We start from the raw sequence: 18,778 nt of genomic DNA on the forward strand, positions 1-18,778 counted from the left end.
AGCAGAAGTGTCCGGCACGTCGCACCAGGTTATCCGCTACCATCATCCATGGAACCGGGCCAACCCGATCTACGAGACACCTCCGGGTTCAGGAGCCCCTGCATCAGTTGGAAAACTCTGGGCGGTTTCGCCCAAGGTTTGATCAATTTCGAGGCAGATGCCGCCCCGGCAATTCTGCTTTCCGCTCGCAGTATTATGATCGCGACCAAAACGCCGCAGTGAGCCATGCAAAAATAGCACTGCTGCATTGCAGCAATCGAACTGGCAATCGGGAAAAAAGAGAATATCTTACAACCATCGACGCGGCGCACTCCTCCTCCCAGTGCCGCTAGATAGGATCGGCAATCCTCCTCCTCCTCCCAATTGCCGATCAAGTTTAAGAGCCTGGCGCACCTCCTCCCGCGCCAGGCTCTTTTCGTTTTGGCCTTCGGCCCTTTCCTCCCCCATTCCCGAAAACTATAGTTGGCATTCGACCGCTCTATTTGAACTCCGGCGGAAATGGAGGATATTTGCCCGCTTTGACGCAATCCGAATTTCGGCCTTGCCCGACGCGCAGGCTTCCCGAGGAGTTCCCATGACTGACATTACAACGGTAACGATCCGCGAGGCGCGTGCCGAGGACGTCGGCCTGTTGCACGAAGCGTTGCTTTCACTCGCGCGCCACACCGGCGACGAGCACAAGATCGAGAGCACAGTGGAAGATCTGCTCGAACACGGCTTTGGTCGGCAGCGCTCCTTCGAGGCGCTGATCGCCGAAATCGGCGGTCAATTTGCCGGCATGTGCCTTAGTTTTCCGAGCTTCTCAACCTGGCGGGGACAATCCGGCATTTATGTTCAGGATCTCTATGTCGATGACGCGTTCCGGGGAAAACGAATCGGTGAACGTCTTCTTCAGGCCGCAGCCGCGCGTGGACGTGCCCGCGGCGCCCGTTACCTCAGACTCTCGGTCGAGCGAGCCAATGTCTCGGCCCAGGCTTTCTACGAACGCATCGGGGTCAGTCACTCGCGCGATGAACAGATCCATATGATGCGGGGTGAACAATTCGATACTTTTGCGCAGCGATGGAACGGCGACGAATGAGGGCATCTCCAGCTGGATTGCCGATGCAGCAGCGCCATCCCCGTATTACCCCCTGCAATGGGCACACATTGCCTCGTCCACGCAACCACCCTACTTATAATCAGGACTGGATGAACGGCAGGGACAGGAGACCGGCAATATGGCAGTGAAATTCGGGACGAGCGGCCTGCGCGGGCTTTCCACGGAACTGGCCGGCAGCGTCTCGGCACTCTACGCCACAGCCTTTGCCCGGTTTCTGCTCGGTGAAGGGCTGGCGGCTCCCGGCGGCCCGGTCGTCGTCGCCCAGGATTTCCGCCCCTCTAGCCCCGAAATCGTCGCGACCGTGATGGCTGCGCTTAAACGGGCGGGCCTGACGCCCATCGACTGCGGGCCCATCCCGACACCGGCGCTCGCCCTTTATGGCGGGAAGATCGGAGCGGCCGGCATCATGGTGACTGGGTCACATATCCCCGCCGACCGCAACGGCATCAAATTCTACCGCCCGGGCGAAGAGATCACCAAGCGGGATGAGGCAGCGATCACCACGCTCGCCGACACGCTTTCCAGCGATACGACCGCCAACCTGGTGGAGGCCGGCTCGGGCGAGAACCACCAACAGGCGGCGACAGAACTCTTCCTCGCCCGCAACATGGCTGTGCTACCGGATGGCGCGCTGAAAGGTCTCCGCATCGGTATCTACCAGCATAGCACGGTCGCCCGCGACATGATGGTCAAGGTATTCGAGCACTATGGCGCGACAGTCTTCCCACTCGGCCGCTCCGAACAGTTTATCCCCGTCGACACCGAAGCCGTTTCGGATGACACGATCCGGTTGATGGCTGAGTGGACAGACGAATTGTCGCTCGACGCGGTCGTTTCGACCGATGGCGACGGCGACCGGCCCCTGGTGGCAGACGAACACGGCCGACCACTACGCGGCGATTTCCTCGGCCTCATCGCCACCCGCTTCCTTGGGGCAAAGGCGGTAGCGACACCGGTTACCTCGAATTCCGGACTGGAAGCCATCGGCGGTTTCAACGTGATGCGCACGCGGGTCGGCTCGCCCTTCGTGATTGCCGCGATGGAGGAAGCTCTTGCCGCCGGCGAGGCTGGCGTGATCGGCTTTGAGGCCAATGGTGGCCTGATGCTGGGCTCCAATTTCACGATTGGCTCCTCGACGCTGAAGGCCCTTCCGACGCGCGACAGCTTCCTGCCGGCGCTTGCCGTGCTCGGCACGGCGGCCAAAGCCGGTCAGTCACTCTCAGAGTTGGCAACAGCCTATAGCCTGCCGATCGCGCTCAGCGACCGGTTGGAGAACTTTGCCGTCGAACGCAGTGTGGCGCTCATGGTCCATCTGAGAGCATCGGCGGACAACCTTTCGGGCTTCGTAGCGCCAATCGGCATGATCAAGGCGGTGAGCGATATCGACGGACTGCGCATCACGCTCTCCGACGACAGCGTCATCCATTTCCGTCCCTCGGGCAATGCGCCGGAAATGCGTTGCTATGTCGAGGCGCCGGATCAGCGTGCGGCGGAAGCGCTACTCGCCAAGGGGCTTGCGGCGCTCAACGACTGGAAGCCGGCTGATTAATTGTCGATCACGAAGATTGCGCGGAAATCGTTGACATTGGTGCCGGTTGGACCCGGCACGTACAGGCTCTTGGCGAGCGAAAAAGCCGACCAGGCGTCATGACCGGCGAGAAACGTGCGTGGATCGCCACCAGCGGAGCGAATGAGTGCCGCCGTCGTGCCGTCGGCGAAAGCGCCGGCATTGTTCTCCGAGCCATCGATACCGTCGGTGTCGGCCGCCAGTGCATGAATACCGGCTGAACCCTCGATATCGAGCGCCAGTGACAGCAAAAACTCGCTGTTGCGCCCGCCCTTGCCGTAGCGATCGTTGGAAATCGTCACCGTCGTCTCGCCACCGGAGAGGATCACCACCGGCCGGGCGAAGGGGCGGTTTCGCTCCCTCACCTCCCGCGCGATCGCGGCATGCATGCGACCGATATCGCGGGCCTCGCCCTCGATCGCGTCGGAGAGGATGACGGCCGGAACGCCGAGTGCCTCCGCCTTGCGCGCAGCCGCCGCGAGCGAGACGCTGGCCGAGGCGATCACGTGCACTTCGTTGCGGGCAAAAACCGGGTCGGCCGGATCCGGCGCATCCGCAGCTTCGGTTTTCAGATGGGCCATGACGGCGGCGGGGAGTTGCATCCCATATTCGGCGATGATCGCCAGCGCCTCCGCGGGGGAAGTTTTCGACGGCACGGTCGGCCCCGAGGCGACGAAGGCCGGATTGTCGCCCGGCACATCGGAGACGATCAGGCTGACGACACGGGCCGGCGCACAGGCTGCGGCGAGGCGCCCACCCTTGATGCGCGAGACATGTTTTCTCACCGTGTTCATCGCCGAGATCGGCGCGCCCGAGGCGAGCAGCGCCTTGTTGACGGCAATCTCCTCTTCCAGCGTCAGCCCGTTCGGCGGGGCGGGCAACAGCGCCGAGCCTCCGCCGGAGATCAGCGCCACGACGAGGTCGTCCTCGCTGAGACCTTCAACCCTCTTCAACAGGGCATCCGACGCCCGCAATCCCGCCTCGTCCGGAACCGGATGGGCCGATTGCAGGACCTTGATGCGCTGGCAATGCTCGATCGGGCCGTGGCGCGCGACCACCAGCCCTTCGAGCGGACCATCCCACAGCCTCTCGAAGGCGCCGGCCATCTGGCTCGCCGCCTTGCCGGCGCCGATCACGATTGTGCGGCCCTTGGGTCTTTCCGGCAGGTGCGCCTTGATCGCGGCATAGGGGTCTGCAGCCGCCACGGCCGCCTCGAAAAGCGATGTCAGGAAAACGCGTGGGTCTATCAGGGTCACGAATTTTGGTCCGCTATCTCGATGTCATAGACCAGAATGCCGTCGAGGCCGTCGACGGCGTTGTCGACGATCCTGGCGCCGGTCTTCCGGTGTACGCATCTGCAAGATAGGCATCCCGCGCCTCCGGTCCATCGAAATCGACGACGAAGCCCTCACTATGGCCCTTGTCCATGCCTGTTTCCGGGCTGACATTATTGCCAATGTGGGCGGCGAGAACGCCGGGCAGTCGCGATTTCAGCGTCGCAATCTCGGCATAGATCGCTGCCTTGGCTTCCTTCGGCGTTTCGCGACGTCTGGGCGATGGACTTCGTTCACGACCAGCTCGCAACGGGCAAGAAACTGCGCATCCTAGCCGTGGTCTGCACTCATTTACGCTTTTGCCCTGCAGTCGACGAAGGCGGGCGTCGTGTTCCTTGCCTGGCTGAACGGGCATCAGGACCACTTCACCATGCCGGCCGGCATGCAGTCGGCCCGGGGCATCCTGCACTATTGCGACGTCTTCCGCCTCACCGACCAGGCCAATGTGCTCGACCACCCGGAACTGGCGCTGCTGCGCATGGAGAACTTCGTCGCCGTCAATGGCGGGCGTTGACCGGCCGCTACCCATCTGAACCGATCGAAGCCGTTTGCCGTATCGGAAGATAGGTAAACGGTTCGAGAGGTTTTCATGGAAAAGATCAGCACGATGCAGCGGGCAGGTGCCAGTGTGACAGCAACACGCCGCATTGCCTGGATCACCGGTGCGAGCTCCGGCATCGGCCGCGCTCTGGCGCTGCGTCTCGTCCGTGACGGTTGGACCATCGCTGTCAGCGCCCGTAGCGTCGATGAGCTTGCTTCGCTGGCCACCGAGAGCGATGGACGGATCGTCGCCTTCCCGCTCGACGTGACGGACAAGGCAGCGGTCGACGAAACCGTGCAAGCGATCGAGGATCGGTTGGGATCCATCGATCTCGCTGTTTTTGCCGCCGGAACCTATTTCCGCGATTATGCCGTGGGTTTCGACAGCGCTCGCTTCCGCGCTATGGTGGAGTTGAACCTGATCGGCACGGCGCAGTGCCTCGAAAGGGTCATGCCGGCGATGATTGCCCGGGAGAGCGGCCAGATCGCCGTCGTCGCCTCGGTTTCCGGCTATGTGGGCCTACCGGGCGCGGCCAGCTATGGCGCAACCAAGGCGGCACTCAACGTCATGGGCGAGGCCCTCTATCCCGAGCTCCGGTCGCATGGCGTGAAGCTGTCGATCGTCAACCCGGGTTTCGTCGACACGCCGCTGACCCGCAAGAATGATTTTCCTATGCCTTTCCTCATTTCGGCAGAGGAAGCCGCCGACACGATCGCTGATGGTCTTGTCGCCGGCAAATACGAAATCGTCTTTCCGCGGAAAATGGCGTTGGCGATGAAGGTCCTGCATGCTCTTCCGGCGCGTGTGCGGTTCGCGCTGACGCGCCGGATGCTGAAATCACCGTCCTGACGGCTCAGGCCGGCCTGTCGAGGCGAAACTGCACGACATCGATGCGGCCGGTGCGAAAACCGACGGCACAATAGTGCAGATAGAAGCGCCAGAGCTTGTAGAACTTGCGGTCGAAGCCGAGCGTTTCGATCGTCGGCCAGTTGGACACGAAGGCTTGATCCCAGGCAAGCAGTGTCCGGTCGTAGTCGCTGCCGAAGGCGAGCATATGGCCGACCTCGAGTCCCGCATGCCGCGCGCCGGCGCTGAAGGCTTCGACCGAGGGCAGCATTCCGCCGGGGAAGATATAAGTCTGAATGAAATCGGCGTTGCGCCGATAGCTGTGAAAGCGATCCTCGTGAATGGTGATCGACTGTACCATCGCGCTACCGCCGGGCTTCAGCCGGTCCCGCACCGCTTCGAAATAGACTGGCCAGTTCTCCTCGCCGACCGCCTCGAACATCTCGATCGAAACGATCTTGTCGAACGTTCCCTCGCAGTGGCGATAATCCTCCAGGCGAATGTCGGCATAATCGGAGAGGCCGCCACGCTCAAGACGGTCGCGGGCGAACTTGGCCTGTTCGACGGAAAGCGTGAGACCCGTGACACGGCAACCGGTTGTGCGGATGGCGTATTCGGCAAAGCCACCCCAGCCGCAACCGATCTCCAGAACATGATCCTCGGAGCCGATTCCCAGTTCGCTGACAATTCGCGCATATTTCGCCTCCTGAGCCTCGGCGAGGCTTTGCGCGCGATCGGTGTAAAGGGCAGAGGAATAGGTCATCGTCCGATCGAGCCAGAGCTGATAGAACGTGTTGCCAAGATCATAGTGAAACGAAATATTTCGCCGGCTACCCTTTACCGAATTTCGCCGCAGACGATGGCGCAGCCGAGCGAGCCCGCCGATGAGGGCGGATGGTGCCATCAGTCCGGAAAAGGACTCTTCATTGGCGACAGCCAGCTCGAGCACGGCGCCAATGTCCGGGCTGTCGACGTCGCCATCGATGAAGGCCTTGGCAAAACCAAGCGTCCCGCCGGTCAGGAGGCGCAACAGCGCTCGCGGGCGGCGTAGGGTCAGAACCGCCTGCGGCCCGTGGGCAGCGCCAACCGCGACATGCTCGGCGCCACCTTCGAATTGTAGGACAAGACGTCCACTGGCGATCCGGTCCGCAGAACGACACAGTATCTTCTGCCACATCGGACGGGCGGCGGCGAAAGTCGAAGTTCCCTGTTCGGCGTAACTCATGGCTTTTCCATCCCGTTGTTCAACACGATCGTACTGGCTATCGGCTCGGATGCGGCCACGTGACGATGGATCGGTATGCGCTTCAACCAGAGTCGCAGCGCCTCCCAGTGGATCCCCCCGAGTACCTTTAGTGTCATCAGAGGATAGGCCAGCAGCATGGCTGATAGCGCGCGGTCCGAAAGTTCTCGCCGCTTGCCGGCAAAGGATGCGAAGAGCAACATTCCCTCGCGATCGGTCTCGCTGATGTTGACGGCGACCGTCTGACCAGGCTGATGGATGCGGAAATTGTAGGTGCAATCCATCGGCATGAACGGCGAGACGTACATCTCCTTGGCGCAGGCATGTCTCACCGCGCCCGGTTCGCCACCGACCGGGATGACGTAGGTGTGCCGCTCCTTGAAGGTGTTGCACACTTCGTAAAGGATGGCCGCCGGCGAACCGTCTGCCTTGTTGCAGAAATAGACCGTCAGCGGATTGAATACAAAACCCAGGATGCGCGGATAGCAAAGCATACGAATGGACATGCCCGGTTCGAATGCGCCGGCGCTCTTCAGGTGGCTTTCAGCCCAGGCCTTCAAACCGCCGATCGTTCCGTCACCATGATCCGTGTCACGCAGGGAGAACACTGCCCGTCGATTATATCCGAACAGCGAGAGGTTCCGGTCTAACTCCGGCAATTCGTCGAGATCGATCAGCAACGAAAACACGCTGTAGCGCATTTTGTGCTTCTTCGGCCGGTGCCGCACATGCAGCACATGTCCCGTATAGATTGCAGAGAGAAAGCTCATTCGGCTGCCTCGAGCTGTCGGACATGGTCTATTCTGGCGGATTCGCCCTCAACCGTCCACGGGCGCCGCACGCCTCCGAGCGCCTCCGCCACGGCGAGGCCGGCCTGCAACCCATCCTCGTGGAAGCCGCTTCCGAAATAGGCGCCACAGAACCAAGTATGATTGCGCCCTTGAATTTGCCAGAGACGCCGCTGTGCCGCAATGGCTTTCAAATCGAAGAGCGGGTGCTTGTAGTCCATCACTTTGATCACATGCTGCGGATCGATGGTACGGCTGGGATTGAGTGTAACGAACAGCGGCCGGGCCGGATCGAGCGACTGAAGCCGGTTCATCCAATAGGTGACGCACAAGGCCTTGCCATCGGCGTCACCACGGTCGGCGATATAATTCCAGCTCGACCAGACCTGCCGGCGCTTCGGCATCAGGCGCGGGTCGGAATGCAGCACGGCGGCGTTCGGGGTATACTGGAAAGCACCGAGAGTCTCGCGCTCGGCGGTGTCAGCGTCGGACAGCATGCCCAGCGCCTGATCTGCGTGGGCCGCAATGACCACGTCGTGGAACCGGTCGACATGGCCCTCGCCATCGGTCAGTTCCACGCCCAACGCGTCGCGCCGGACCTGGCGCACAGGTCGTCCGAGGCGAAGCTCGCCCGAAAAATCAGCGAGCAGGCGCTTCACGTATTCGCGGCTGCCGCCGGCCACCGTTCGCCACCTTGGCCGGTCATTGAGCGACAAGAGTCCGTGATTGGCGAAAAACCGGATAAATGCATGCAGCGGATAAAGGCGCATCTCGCCCGCTGTCGTCGACCAGATCGCTGCGCCCATCGGAAGCAAATGGTCCTCGACGAAGGAGGCGCTGTAGCGGCCGGACTCCAGATAGTCGCCGAGGCTGACACCAGCGAGATCGGGGCGCTCAAGAAGCCCGGGCGCTTCCTTGTAGAAACGAAGGACATCCGAGACCATCGACCAGAAGCGCGGTCGCAGGAGATTGGTTTTTTGGCCTGTAAGTCCCTTGAGACCCGAACCGGAATATTCGAAGGCTCCACCATCGAGCGAGGCGGAAAAGGACATTTCGGAGGCGAGCGTCGGCACCTTGAGATGCTCGAAGAGCGCAACCAGATTGGGATAATTGCGATCGTTGTAGACGATGAAGCCAGTATCGACCGCAATGTCGCCGGAACCTGAAGATGCGAGGACCGTGTTGGAGTGGCCCCCCGGCCGGAGTTCGGACTCATAGAGTACGACATCGGCATTCCTTGCGAGCAACCAGGCGGCGGAGAGGCCGGAAATCCCCGATCCGATAACTGCAATCCTGCGCCTGCCCGAAAACGTCGCCTTGCCGAAGCCGGTATCCATTGAATAAACCTCTTTTGCTGTTTGTTTTAGCCACACTACGCACCGGGATGGCGACCGGATCGATGGCGAGCGAAAGATTCAGGCTCAGTGATCCGCCTCAAAGCGGCGCGCGTAATCGACATCATGACAACAGCATTTTTCATATCGGCGGACGCAAGTCGGGGTGCTATGAGTAGGGTGGCGTGGCATACGCAAGCCATGCCGTTCAATCATGGGAAAAGACCGGCTTTGGCGAGCAATACCGACGAAGAGATTACCCAGCAGAGCCTTTCGCAGATGCTCACGGCTGTCGGACAGAGCAAGGACATCGAAGCTTTCGAGTCGTTGTTCCGACACTACGGGCCGCGGGTGCGCGCCTATATGGCCAAGCTTGCCCGCGACGGCCAGGCCGCCGAAGAGCTGATGCAGGAAACCATGCTCGCCGTTTGGAACAAGGCACATCAGTTCGACCCGGCGCGTGGCAATGTCTCAAGCTGGATCTTCACAATCGCCCGAAACCTGCGGATCGATTCCTATCGCAAGGATAAGCGGCCAACCTTCGACCCGAGTGACCCAGCCTTCGTTCCCGACGACGTGCCCCCGGCCGATGTCGAATTTGAAGGCCGACAGCAAGCAGACCGGCTGCACCGCGCCATGGAGACGCTGCCGAGCGAACAGCTTGAATTGCTGAAGCTCGCTTTTTTCAACGAGGAATCGCACAGCACGATCGCCGCCAAGCTCGGCCTTCCTATGGGAACGGTCAAATCGCGCATTCGTCTTGCCTTCGCCAAACTCCGCGCCGCGCTGGAGGATAACACATGACCATTCAGCACCATATCAGCGACGAACTCCTCCTGGGCTATGCGTCAGGCACGCTCGCCGAGGGTTGGAGCATCGCTGTAGCAACCCATCTGGCGCTTTGCCCGTCCTGCCGTCGCCGGCTCGACTTCATGGAACATGCTGGCGGCGAAGTGTTGGAAATGGCGTGCTCCGATGTCGCGGACGACTCTAGCTGGGCGGCGATGAAGGCACGGCTTGGTGAGGACAAGGCCTCGGCCTCAACCGTGGTGGCCGCGCCGGGGCCATCGGCAAAGCCGACGAAGTCGGCGGGAGACGTAGTCATACCGGAACCGCTTCGCTCCTATCTCGGCGGCGATCTGGCGGATCTGAAATGGAAAGCGCTCGGGCGTGGCGCCTATCATATCCGTATTCCGACAGGCGACCGGGAGACAAGCGTGCGGCTCCTTAGGATTCCGGCCGGCAAGCCCGTGCCGGAACATTCGCATGGCGGGCGGGAGTTGACGCTGGTGCTTAAAGGCAGCTTCCAGGACGGCGAAGCGCTGTTCAGGCGTGGTGATCTGGAGGAAGCCGACGAGAGCCTGCAGCATCAGCCTGTGGCGACACCAGATGAGGACTGCATCTGTCTGGCCGTCACCGACGCGCCGCTGAAGTTCCGCGGTTACCTGATGCGGCTGGTGCAGCCAGTGCTCGGCATCTGAGCCAAGCGCCTGCGAACGTAACGACCCTGGATCGGATCATGATGACCTATGCCATTGCCTATGTCGCCACCGCCGTTGTGTTTTTCGGGCTCGACTATGTCTGGCTGTCGCGCATCGCCATCGCATTTTACCGCCGTCATATCGGCGAACTCCTGCTGGCGACGCCCAATTTCGCCGCGGCCGGGCTGTTCTATCTCTTCTATGTTGCCGGGATCGTCTATTTCGCCGTCATGCCGGCCGTGTCCGGTGGCAGCTGGCTGATGGCGCTGGCGGGCGGCGCGCTGCTCGGCCTGATCGCCTACGGCACCTATGACATGACCAATCTTGCAACGCTCAAGGACTGGTCGCTCACGGTGACCATTGTTGACATGGTCTGGGGAAGTTTCCTGACCGCCACTGCAGCGACTGCCGGCTATTTCGCCGTCACACGCCTGACGTCCTGACGGCCTCTGGTAGGGTAATACAGCGCGCCCTATCTGCAGGTTCATGATGAAGCCCGAAACCCTGCTCTATCCGACCCAAGCGGGCCTTTACTGCCCGGTCGGCGACTTCTACGTCGACCCCGTTTGCCCGGTCGAGCGGGCGCTGATCACCCACGGGCATTCCGACCATGCGCGCCCCGGGCACGGCAAGGTTCTGGCAACACGGCAGACCCTCGATATCATGCGCATTCGTTGCGGCGCAGAGTTCTGCGGCAGTGAGCAGGCGGTCGATCTTGGCGAGCGCCTCATCCTCAACGGCGTCGGCATCAGCTTTCATCCGGCCGGACATGTGCTCGGATCGGCGCAGATCGCCGTCGAAAAAGACGGGATGAGAATCGTCGTCTCCGGCGACTACAAGCGAAGCCCCGATCCGACCTGCGCGGCCTTCGAGCCGGTAGAATGCGATGTGTTCATAACCGAGGCGACCTTCGGCCTGCCGGTGTTTCACCATCCGGACCCGGTCGACGAAATCGCCAGGCTGCTGACCTCGCTTCGCCAGTTTCCGGAACGCAGCCATCTGGTCGGCGCCTATGCGCTCGGCAAGGCGCAGCGTGTCATATCGCTCTTGCGTCGATCGGGCTACGATCGGCCGATCTACATCCATGGCGCGCTGTCGAAGCTGTGCGCCTACTATGAGAACCAAGGCGTCGAACTCGGTGATCTCAGGCCCGCGACCGACGATGACCAGGATGCGCCAAACTTCCGCGGAGAAGTGATCGTCGGCCCGCCTTCGGCCTTCAACGATCGCTGGGCGCGGCGCTTTGCCGATCCACTTTCAGTGTTTGCCTCGGGTTGGATGATGGTTCGCCAGCGCGCCAAACAACGGGGCGTCGAGCTGCCGCTCGTCATTTCCGACCATTGCGACTGGCCGGAACTGACCGAAACGATCTCGGAGCTCAATCCGGGAGAAGTCTGGGTTACTCATGGCCGCGAGGAGGCGCTGGTGCGCTGGTGCGAGTTGCAAGGTATCGCGGCGCGGCCGCTGCATCTGGTGGGCTACGAGGATGAGGGAGACTGATCGCACATGAAGGCCTTCTCCGATCTGCTCGATCGCCTCGTGCTCACCCCGAGCCGCAACGGCAAGCTGACACTGCTCATCGACTATTTTCGCGCAACCCCGGATCCGGATCGCGGCTATGCGCTGGCGGCGCTCGCCGGCACGCTGGATATCGGCGCGGTCAAGCCGGCCGTGCTGCGCGAACTGGTCCTCGAGCGGATGGACGAGGTGCTGTTTCGCTATTCCTACGATTATGTCGGCGACCTCGCCGAGACGATTGCGCTCGTCTGGGACGGGGAGAAGGGCGCGCCGGAGAGCGAAGTCGAGCAGCCGCGACTATCGGACGTGGTGGAAAAAATGCGGTCGCTCGGGCGAACCGAAATCCGGAACGCGGTGCGCGATCTACTTGACCGGCTCGACAGTTCGGGCCGCTTCGCCTTTCTCAAGCTCGTGACCGGCGGCCTGAGGATCGGGGTCTCCGCCCGGCTTGCCAAGCAGGCGCTGGCGGCTTTCGGAGACAGGGAAATCGTCGAGATCGAAAGCCTGTGGCATGGCCTTACGCCGCCCTACCAGACGCTGTTTGCCTGGCTGGAGGGGCGAGCGGAAAAACCGGCACTGGCGACACCCGCCATCTTCCATTCCGTCATGCTGTCGACGCCGGTTGGCGAGGGCGACCTTGAGAGCCTCGACCCGGCGGACTTCGCTGCAGAGTGGAAATGGGACGGCATTCGCGTCCAGCTCTCCCGCTCCGGCAACCGCACGCGGCTCTACTCGCGATCGGGGGACGATATTTCCGCGGCCTTCCCGGATGTCGTCGAAGCGGCCGATTTCGAGGGCGCGATCGACGGGGAACTGCTGATCGGCGGAACGCTGCGTTCCAACGAGCCCACCCGCACCTTTTCCGACCTGCAGCAGCGGCTGAACCGCAAGGCGGTCTCGTCGAAGATGCTGGCAGAATACCCGGCATTCCTGCGCGCCTACGACATTCTCTTCCAGGGGGAGGAAGATGTGCGCTCGGAGACATTCGTCCAACGCCGCGAGCGATTGGCGGTTCTGATCGACGCCAGCCAGCCCACCCGCTTCGATCTCTCGCCGCTCGTGCCTTTTTCCAGTTGGGAAGAACTCGAGCGTCTGCGCACCAATCCGCCCGATCCGGTGATCGAAGGCGTGATGATCAAGCGGCTGAACAGCGTCTACCAGGCGGGACGCGCCAAGGGGCCGTGGTTCAAATGGAAGCGCGAGCCGTTCAATGCCGATGCCGTGCTGATCTATGCGCAACGCGGGCATGGCAAACGGTCCAGCTATTATTCCGACTTCACTTTCGGGGTCTGGACGGTGGGGGCGACCGGCGACGTGCTGGTGCCGGTCGGCAAGGCCTATTTTGGCTTTACCGACGCGGAACTGGAGATCCTCGATCGCTACGTGCGCAACAATACCATCGAACGGTTCGGGCCAGTCCGGGCCCTGCGAGCGGAACCCGACCATGGCTTCGTCGTCGAAGTCGCCTTCGAAGGCATAGCGCGCTCGAGCCGACACAAGTCGGGTATCGCCATGCGCTTTCCGCGCATCTCCAGGCTGAGACAGGACAAGCTGCCTCGGGATGCCGACCGCCTCGCCACGCTTCTCGCGATGATCGACTGAGTATGTCCCCATAGCCCCGATTTCCTTCATGACCCTCACCGGACTGTGAGGCCCCATATAACAGCCTTCGCTTGCCAATATCGCCGCCGCAGTTGTACCTTCCCCCCCAGGAGGTGGTCGCCGGAGGAGGAATGCGGTGGCCAAACACTTGATGTTCGCAGGACACGATCCACTTCTCGTGGCGCTTTCGGTCGCCGTCGCGATCCTGGGCGGCTATACGGGCTTCGGCATTGCGGCCCGCATCCGCACGGCGTCGCGCGCCAATCCGCGGCTGCTTCTGACCGGCGCGGCAACCTTTCTTGCGATCGGCATCTGGACCATGCATTTTGTCGGCATGCTGGCTGCGCCGATCCCGGCAGACGCAAGCTATCTCGTCCTGCCGACCGTCATCTCCTTTCTGCTGTGCGCCCTGGTGGTGGGAATCTCGCTGTTCTTTGTCAGCATAGGCAAGCCGTCCGAGGGGCGGGTCAGCGCCTCGGCCCTTCTGCTCGGGCTCGGCATCGCCTCGATGCACTATGTCGGCATCCATGGGCTGGCCGGCAATTTCTCCATCGAGCATGATTATGGAATGCTCGTGCTCTCGGTGGCGATTGCCGTCGCAGCGGCCTATGGAGGCTTGAAGATCTATCTCGCCCGCCAGGGCGGCTTGCGGCTGGCACTCAGCGCCATCGCCTTCGGCATCGCGGTCTCCGGGATGCATTACACTGCCATGTACGGCATGCATTTCGTCCCGGCCGCGCAGGGCCATCACCACGAGTTCGGTGGGCTGGTCGCGTCACCGCAACTGCTTTCGCTCGCGGTCGCGCTTCTTTGTTTCGTGATCGCCGCCGGATTCCTGCTGTTTCTCGTTCCCGAGCACCGGCAGCGATTGGTCGCAATCGGTCCAGACGAAGGCGACCTCGGCACAATCGATCCGCTGGCCGGTCTCGAATATCGGCCTTCGCGCCAGGTAGACCAACCCGCTTCGCGGGCCCTTCCTCTGGGCGGTATCGGCCAGCCAAGGCTGACACCGGTCGCTCGTATTCCCCTCGTCAGCGCCGAAGGCACCCTTCTCATTGACATTTCCGAGATCCGCAGCATCCGCGCCGACGCCCACTATACGCTGATCCATGACGGGCAGCGCGAGCGTATGTGTCCCTGGTCCATATCCGAGGCGGAGGCCCGGCTCGATCCTGATCTCTTCACCCGCGTTCACCGCAGCCATATCGTCGCGCTACCGCATGTCAGCTTCATGCGCAAAGAAGGCGACGGCGCCGTTATCGAACTCGACGGACCTGTGACACATGTCGTTCCGGTCAGTCGGGCCAAGATTGCTGAGGTCAAGGCGCGGCTGGGTCTGTCACGCGGCACGGCCATGCGCCAGTAAGTCAGAACAACTGACGCAGTTCGTGCGGAAAATGCCGCAATTCGTGCGAAACGGCGGGCTTCGTGACGAGATCAGAGCCCGCCGCTTGCGCATCCTGAAATGCGCGAACACCCTTCCCTCATCGTTCGTGTCGACGCCCGACCGACGAATGGGAGGAAGACCATGATACCAGGCGAATTCGAATACCATCGGCCAGCAACGCTCGCCGATGCCGTGAAACTGTTGTCCCAGCTCGGCGAAGAAGCCCGGCCGCTCGCCGGCGGCCATAGCCTCATCCCGATGATGAAGCTGCGCTTCGCAACACCGGAGCATCTGATCGATCTTGGTGGCATCGGCCAGCTCAAGGGCATCTGTCGCGACGGCGACGCGCTGGTCATCGGTGCGATGACCACGCAGCACGACATTATCGCATCCGCCGACATCGCCTTGCATTTGCCGATTGTGAAAGAAACGGCGCTGATGATCGCCGATCCGCAGGTTCGCTATGTCGGTACGCTCGGTGGCAATGTCGCCAATGGCGATCCGGGTAACGACATGCCGGCCGTCATGATGGCGCTCGGCGCAAGCTATCGCCTGGAAGGACCGGAAGGCACCCGCGACATTCCGGCCACAGATTTCTACCAGGGCGCCTATTTCACCGCGCTCGAACCCGGTGAAATCCTCACCGCCATCTCCATCCCGGTTCAGCCGGCTGGCCACGGCTATGCCTACGAAAAGCTGAAGCGCAAGGTGGGTGACTACGCGACAGCGGCAGCGGCCGTGACGCTCACCATGGCGGGCGGCAAGGTCGCTGCCTGCTCGATCGCGCTCACCAACCTGTCCGAGACGCCTTTGCTGGCGGAAGCGGCGGCGCAAGCCGTGATCGGCACGAGCCTGGATGACGCCGCGCTGAAAGCGGCAGCTGCGGCGGCACGCGCGGTGATGAACCCGGCGGCCGATGCGCGCGGCACCAGCGAATATCGCACCCATGTCGGCGGCATCATGGTCATGCGGGCGCTTACACGCGCCGCGTCGCGTGCTGCGGCCTGAGGAGGAACGACAAGATGGCGAAGACTCATGTGAAGATGATGGTGAACGGAGCTGAGGTCGAAGGCCTCGTCGAGCCCCGGACCCTGCTCATCCATTTCATCCGCGAACAACTGCTTCTCACCGGCGCGCATATCGGCTGTGAAACCACCCATTGCGGCGCCTGCACCGTCGACATCGACGGCCGCTCGGTAAAGAGCTGCACGCTGTTTGCCGTTCAGGCCAATGGCACCGAGATCCTGACGATCGAGGGCATGGCCAGTGCCGACGGTACGCTCTCGGCGCTGCAGGAAGGCTTCCGGCAGATGCACGGCCTGCAATGCGGCTTCTGCACCCCCGGCATGATCGTGCGCGCCCACCGCCTGCTTCAGGAAAACCCCAACCCGACCGAGGAAGAGATCCGCTTCGGCATCGCCGGCAATCTCTGTCGCTGCACCGGCTACCAGAACATCGTAAAGGCGATCCAGTACGCCGCCGCCAAGATCAACGGAACTGATTTCCAGGAGGCAGCAGAATGAACGACATGACTCCCACGCGGGAAGAGAGAGAAGCCCGCCTCGAAGGTATGGGTTGCAAGCGCAAGCGCGTCGAGGACATTCGCTTCACCCAAGGCAAGGGCAATTACGTCGACGACGTGAGGCTGCCGGGCATGCTGCACGGCGACTTCGTCCGCTCGCCGCACGCCCATGCACGCATCAAGTCTATCAACACGGAGAAAGCGCTGAAGGTGCCCGGTGTGCTTGCGGTCCTGACCGCGGAAACGCTGAAGACCGTCAACCTCGCCTGGATGCCGACACTGGCCGGCGACGTGCAGATGGTGCTGGCCGACGGCAAGGTGCTGTACCAGAACCAGGAGGTCGCCTTCGTCGTCGCCACCGACCGCTATGCCGCCGACGACGGTATCGGAGCGGTGGAGGTCGAATACGAGGCACTGCCTCCCCTGATCGATCCCTTCACCGCAATGAATGCGGATGCGCCCGTGCTGCGCGAAGATCTCGCCGGCAAGACCGAAGGGGCACACGGCCCCCGCAAGCACCACAACCACATCTTCGAATGGACGGTCGGCGACCGGGAACTGACGGATCTCGCCTTCGACAAGGCGGAGGTGACGATCAAGGAGATGATCTCCTATCACCGCACCCACCCGTCGCCGCTCGAAACCTGCCAGTGCGTCTGTTCCTTCGACAAGATCAAGGGCGAACTGACCATCTGGGGTACGTTCCAGGCGCCGCATGTCATCCGGACGGTCGTGGCCCTGATCTCCAAGATCCCCGAGCACAAGATCCATGTGATCGCGCCGGACATCGGCGGTGGCTTCGGCAACAAGGTCGGCGCCTATCCGGGCTATATCTGTGCAGCAGTCGCCACCATCGTCACCGGCAAGCCGGTGAAATGGGTCGAGGACCGGATGGAGAACCTCACCACGACGTCCTTTGCCCGCGACTATCACATGACGACGGAAATCGCCGCCACCAAGGAAGGCAAGGTCACGGGCCTTCGCGTCCACGTGCTCGCCGACCACGGTGCCTTCGACGCCTGCGCCGACCCGTCCAAGTGGCCGGCCGGTTTCATGAACATCGTGACCGGCTCCTACGACTTCCCCGTCGCGCATCTGGCCGTCGACGGCGTCTATACCAACAAGGCGCCGGGCGGCGTCGCCTATCGCTGCTCCTTCCGGGTGACGGAGGCCGCCTATTGCATCGAGCGCGGCATGGACATCCTGGCACAGAAGCTCGGCATGGATCCGGCCGAGCTTCGCCTGAAGAACTTCATCAAGGCGGAGCAGTTTCCCTATCACTCGGCGCTTGGCTGGGAATATGATTCGGGCGATTATCACACCGCCATGAAGAAGGGCATGGAGACCATCGACTATGCGGGTCTCCGGCGCGAGCAGGCGGAAAAGCGCGAAGCCTTCAAGCGCGGCGAAACCCGCGAGATCATGGGCGTCGGCGTTTCGTTCTTCACCGAAATCGTCGGTGCGGGACCGTCGAAGAACTGCGACATCCTCGGCATCGCCATGTTCGACAGCTGCGAGATCCGCCTGCATCCGACCGGCTCGGGCATTGCCCGCGTCGGCACCAAGAGCCAGGGCCAGGGCCACGAGACGACCTGGGCGCAGATCATTGCCACCGAGATCGGTATCCCGGCCGACGACATCATGGTCGAGGAAGGCAATACCGATACGGCGCCTTACGGTCTCGGCACCTACGGCTCGCGCTCGACGCCGGTCGCCGGCGCTGCGATCGCGCTGGCCGCCCGCAAGATCCGCGCCAAGGCGCAGATGATCGCGGCCTACATGCTGGAAGTGCACGAGGGCGACCTCGAATGGGATGTCGACGGCTTTCGCGTGAAGGGCCTGCCGGAGAAATACAAGTCGATGAAGGACATCTGCTGGGCGGCCTATCATAGCGTGCCGCCGGGCATGGAGCCGGGTCTCGAGGCGGTCAGCTATTATGATCCGCCGAACATGACCTATCCCTTCGGCGCCTATTTCTGCGTGATGAACATTGATGTCGATACCGGGGTCTACAAGATCCGCCGTTTCTACGCGCTGGACGATTGTGGCACCCGCATCAATCCGATGATCATCGAGGGGCAGGTGCATGGCGGGCTGACTGAAGCCTTCGCAATCGCGATGGGCCAGGAGATCCGCTACGACGCCACCGGCAACGTGCTCGGCGGCTCGTTCATGGACTTCTTCATCCCGACCGCGGTCGAAACCCCGCATTGGGAAACCGACCATACCGTCACCCCCTCGCCGCATCATCCGATCGGCGCCAAGGGTGTCGGCGAGAGCCCGAATGTCGGCGGCGTTCCGGCCTTCTCCAACGCCGTCAACGACGCCTTCTCCTTCCTCGGGTCGACGCATATCCAGATGCCCCACGACTTCTGGCGCAACTGGGAAGCGGCGAAGTCGCTGGGGCTGACGGGCTGAGGGAGGCGATGAGAAAAGGCCCTCTCTGGCCTGCCGGCCATCTCCCCCACAAGGGGGGAGAAGACCGAGCCGAAAGCGCTCGCTTTTGTCCGCCG

The 18,778-nt window shown here is 62.2% G+C and carries 17 protein-coding genes and 1 pseudogene; 13 read left to right on the plus strand and 5 right to left on the minus strand.

The annotated features are described in order from the left end of the window. Positions 1 to 574 precede the first annotated feature (574 nt). Together ACWPVA_RS16305 and ACWPVA_RS16310 are read left to right on the plus strand one after the other, a co-directional pair. Complete coding sequence (locus ACWPVA_RS16305) at positions 575 to 1,081, plus strand: N-acetyltransferase family protein (protein WP_454288677.1); 507 nt, start codon at positions 575 to 577, stop codon at positions 1,079 to 1,081. A gap of 139 nt (positions 1,082 to 1,220) precedes the next feature. Continuing rightward, the gene (locus tag ACWPVA_RS16310; protein ID WP_454288678.1) at positions 1,221 to 2,651 is read left to right on the plus strand and encodes a phosphomannomutase; all 1,431 of its coding nucleotides are present in this window, start codon (positions 1,221 to 1,223) and stop codon (positions 2,649 to 2,651) included. Here ACWPVA_RS16310 and ACWPVA_RS16315 read toward each other — a convergent pair. Continuing rightward, a complete protein-coding gene (locus ACWPVA_RS16315) occupies positions 2,648 to 3,925 on the minus strand; it encodes a glycerate kinase type-2 family protein (protein WP_454288679.1) in 1,278 nt (425 codons plus the stop codon). The genes ACWPVA_RS16310 and ACWPVA_RS16315 overlap by 4 nt on opposite strands. A gap of 13 nt (positions 3,926 to 3,938) precedes the next feature. Beyond that, a complete protein-coding gene (locus ACWPVA_RS16320; protein WP_454288680.1) occupies positions 3,939 to 4,253 on the minus strand; it encodes a Dabb family protein in 315 nt (104 codons plus the stop codon). A gap of 57 nt (positions 4,254 to 4,310) precedes the next feature. Here ACWPVA_RS16320 and ACWPVA_RS16325 point away from each other — a divergent pair. Further along, positions 4,311 to 4,517, plus strand: a pseudogene (locus ACWPVA_RS16325) (DUF993 family protein); the annotation flags it as partial. A gap of 75 nt (positions 4,518 to 4,592) precedes the next feature. After that, positions 4,593 to 5,393, plus strand: a complete 801-nt coding sequence (locus tag ACWPVA_RS16330) for an SDR family NAD(P)-dependent oxidoreductase (RefSeq protein WP_454288681.1) — start codon at positions 4,593 to 4,595, stop codon at positions 5,391 to 5,393. A gap of 4 nt (positions 5,394 to 5,397) precedes the next feature. On the opposite strand, the gene ACWPVA_RS16335 is transcribed toward ACWPVA_RS16330, so the two are convergent. From ACWPVA_RS16335 to ACWPVA_RS16345, 3 genes are read right to left on the minus strand one after another with little or no spacing between them, the layout of a single operon-like run. Then, positions 5,398 to 6,615 (minus strand): class I SAM-dependent methyltransferase, encoded by a 1,218-nt coding sequence (locus ACWPVA_RS16335; protein ID WP_454288682.1) that lies wholly within the window; start codon positions 6,613 to 6,615, stop codon positions 5,398 to 5,400. Next, positions 6,612 to 7,403, minus strand: a complete 792-nt coding sequence (locus tag ACWPVA_RS16340; protein ID WP_454288683.1) for a DUF1365 domain-containing protein — start codon at positions 7,401 to 7,403, stop codon at positions 6,612 to 6,614. The genes ACWPVA_RS16335 and ACWPVA_RS16340 overlap by 4 nt, the downstream gene beginning before the upstream one ends. Further along, the gene (locus ACWPVA_RS16345; protein ID WP_454288684.1) at positions 7,400 to 8,758 is read right to left on the minus strand and encodes an NAD(P)/FAD-dependent oxidoreductase; all 1,359 of its coding nucleotides are present in this window, start codon (positions 8,756 to 8,758) and stop codon (positions 7,400 to 7,402) included. The genes ACWPVA_RS16340 and ACWPVA_RS16345 overlap by 4 nt, the downstream gene beginning before the upstream one ends. A 276-nt stretch (positions 8,759 to 9,034) precedes the next feature. On the opposite strand from ACWPVA_RS16345, the gene ACWPVA_RS16350 reads away from it, so the two are divergent. The 9 genes from ACWPVA_RS16350 (at position 9,035) to ACWPVA_RS16390 (ending at position 18,683) form a co-directional block, all read left to right on the plus strand. Then, the gene (locus ACWPVA_RS16350; RefSeq protein ID WP_454289618.1) at positions 9,035 to 9,559 is read left to right on the plus strand and encodes a sigma-70 family RNA polymerase sigma factor; all 525 of its coding nucleotides are present in this window, start codon (positions 9,035 to 9,037) and stop codon (positions 9,557 to 9,559) included. Continuing rightward, positions 9,556 to 10,236, plus strand: a complete 681-nt coding sequence (locus ACWPVA_RS16355) for a ChrR family anti-sigma-E factor (protein WP_454288685.1) — start codon at positions 9,556 to 9,558, stop codon at positions 10,234 to 10,236. The genes ACWPVA_RS16350 and ACWPVA_RS16355 overlap by 4 nt, the downstream gene beginning before the upstream one ends. Before the next feature lie 41 nt (positions 10,237 to 10,277). Beyond that, positions 10,278 to 10,679, plus strand: a complete 402-nt coding sequence (locus ACWPVA_RS16360; RefSeq protein WP_454289619.1) for a DUF2177 family protein — start codon at positions 10,278 to 10,280, stop codon at positions 10,677 to 10,679. Between the two features lie 46 nt (positions 10,680 to 10,725). Further along, positions 10,726 to 11,736 (plus strand): ligase-associated DNA damage response exonuclease, encoded by a 1,011-nt coding sequence (locus ACWPVA_RS16365; protein ID WP_454288686.1) that lies wholly within the window; start codon positions 10,726 to 10,728, stop codon positions 11,734 to 11,736. Positions 11,737 to 11,742: 6 nt separating this feature from the next. After that, positions 11,743 to 13,356 (plus strand): cisplatin damage response ATP-dependent DNA ligase, encoded by a 1,614-nt coding sequence (locus ACWPVA_RS16370; protein ID WP_454288687.1) that lies wholly within the window; start codon positions 11,743 to 11,745, stop codon positions 13,354 to 13,356. A gap of 151 nt (positions 13,357 to 13,507) precedes the next feature. Continuing rightward, positions 13,508 to 14,722 carry an MHYT domain-containing protein gene (locus ACWPVA_RS16375; protein WP_454289620.1) on the plus strand — a complete coding sequence of 405 codons (1,215 nt, stop codon included), beginning with the start codon at positions 13,508 to 13,510 and terminating at the stop codon, positions 14,720 to 14,722. Positions 14,723 to 14,884: 162 nt separating this feature from the next. After that, positions 14,885 to 15,751 (plus strand): FAD binding domain-containing protein, encoded by an 867-nt coding sequence (locus tag ACWPVA_RS16380; RefSeq protein ID WP_454288688.1) that lies wholly within the window; start codon positions 14,885 to 14,887, stop codon positions 15,749 to 15,751. A gap of 14 nt (positions 15,752 to 15,765) precedes the next feature. After that, on the plus strand, positions 15,766 to 16,266 hold the full coding sequence (locus ACWPVA_RS16385; protein WP_454288689.1) for a 2Fe-2S iron-sulfur cluster-binding protein: 501 nt from the start codon (positions 15,766 to 15,768) through the stop codon (positions 16,264 to 16,266). Beyond that, complete coding sequence (locus tag ACWPVA_RS16390; RefSeq protein ID WP_454288690.1) at positions 16,263 to 18,683, plus strand: aerobic carbon-monoxide dehydrogenase large subunit; 2,421 nt, start codon at positions 16,263 to 16,265, stop codon at positions 18,681 to 18,683. Before ACWPVA_RS16385 ends, ACWPVA_RS16390 begins: the two co-directional genes overlap by 4 nt. Positions 18,684 to 18,778: the final 95 nt, after the last annotated feature.

This window comes from Rhizobium arsenicireducens, from assembly GCF_964021225.1.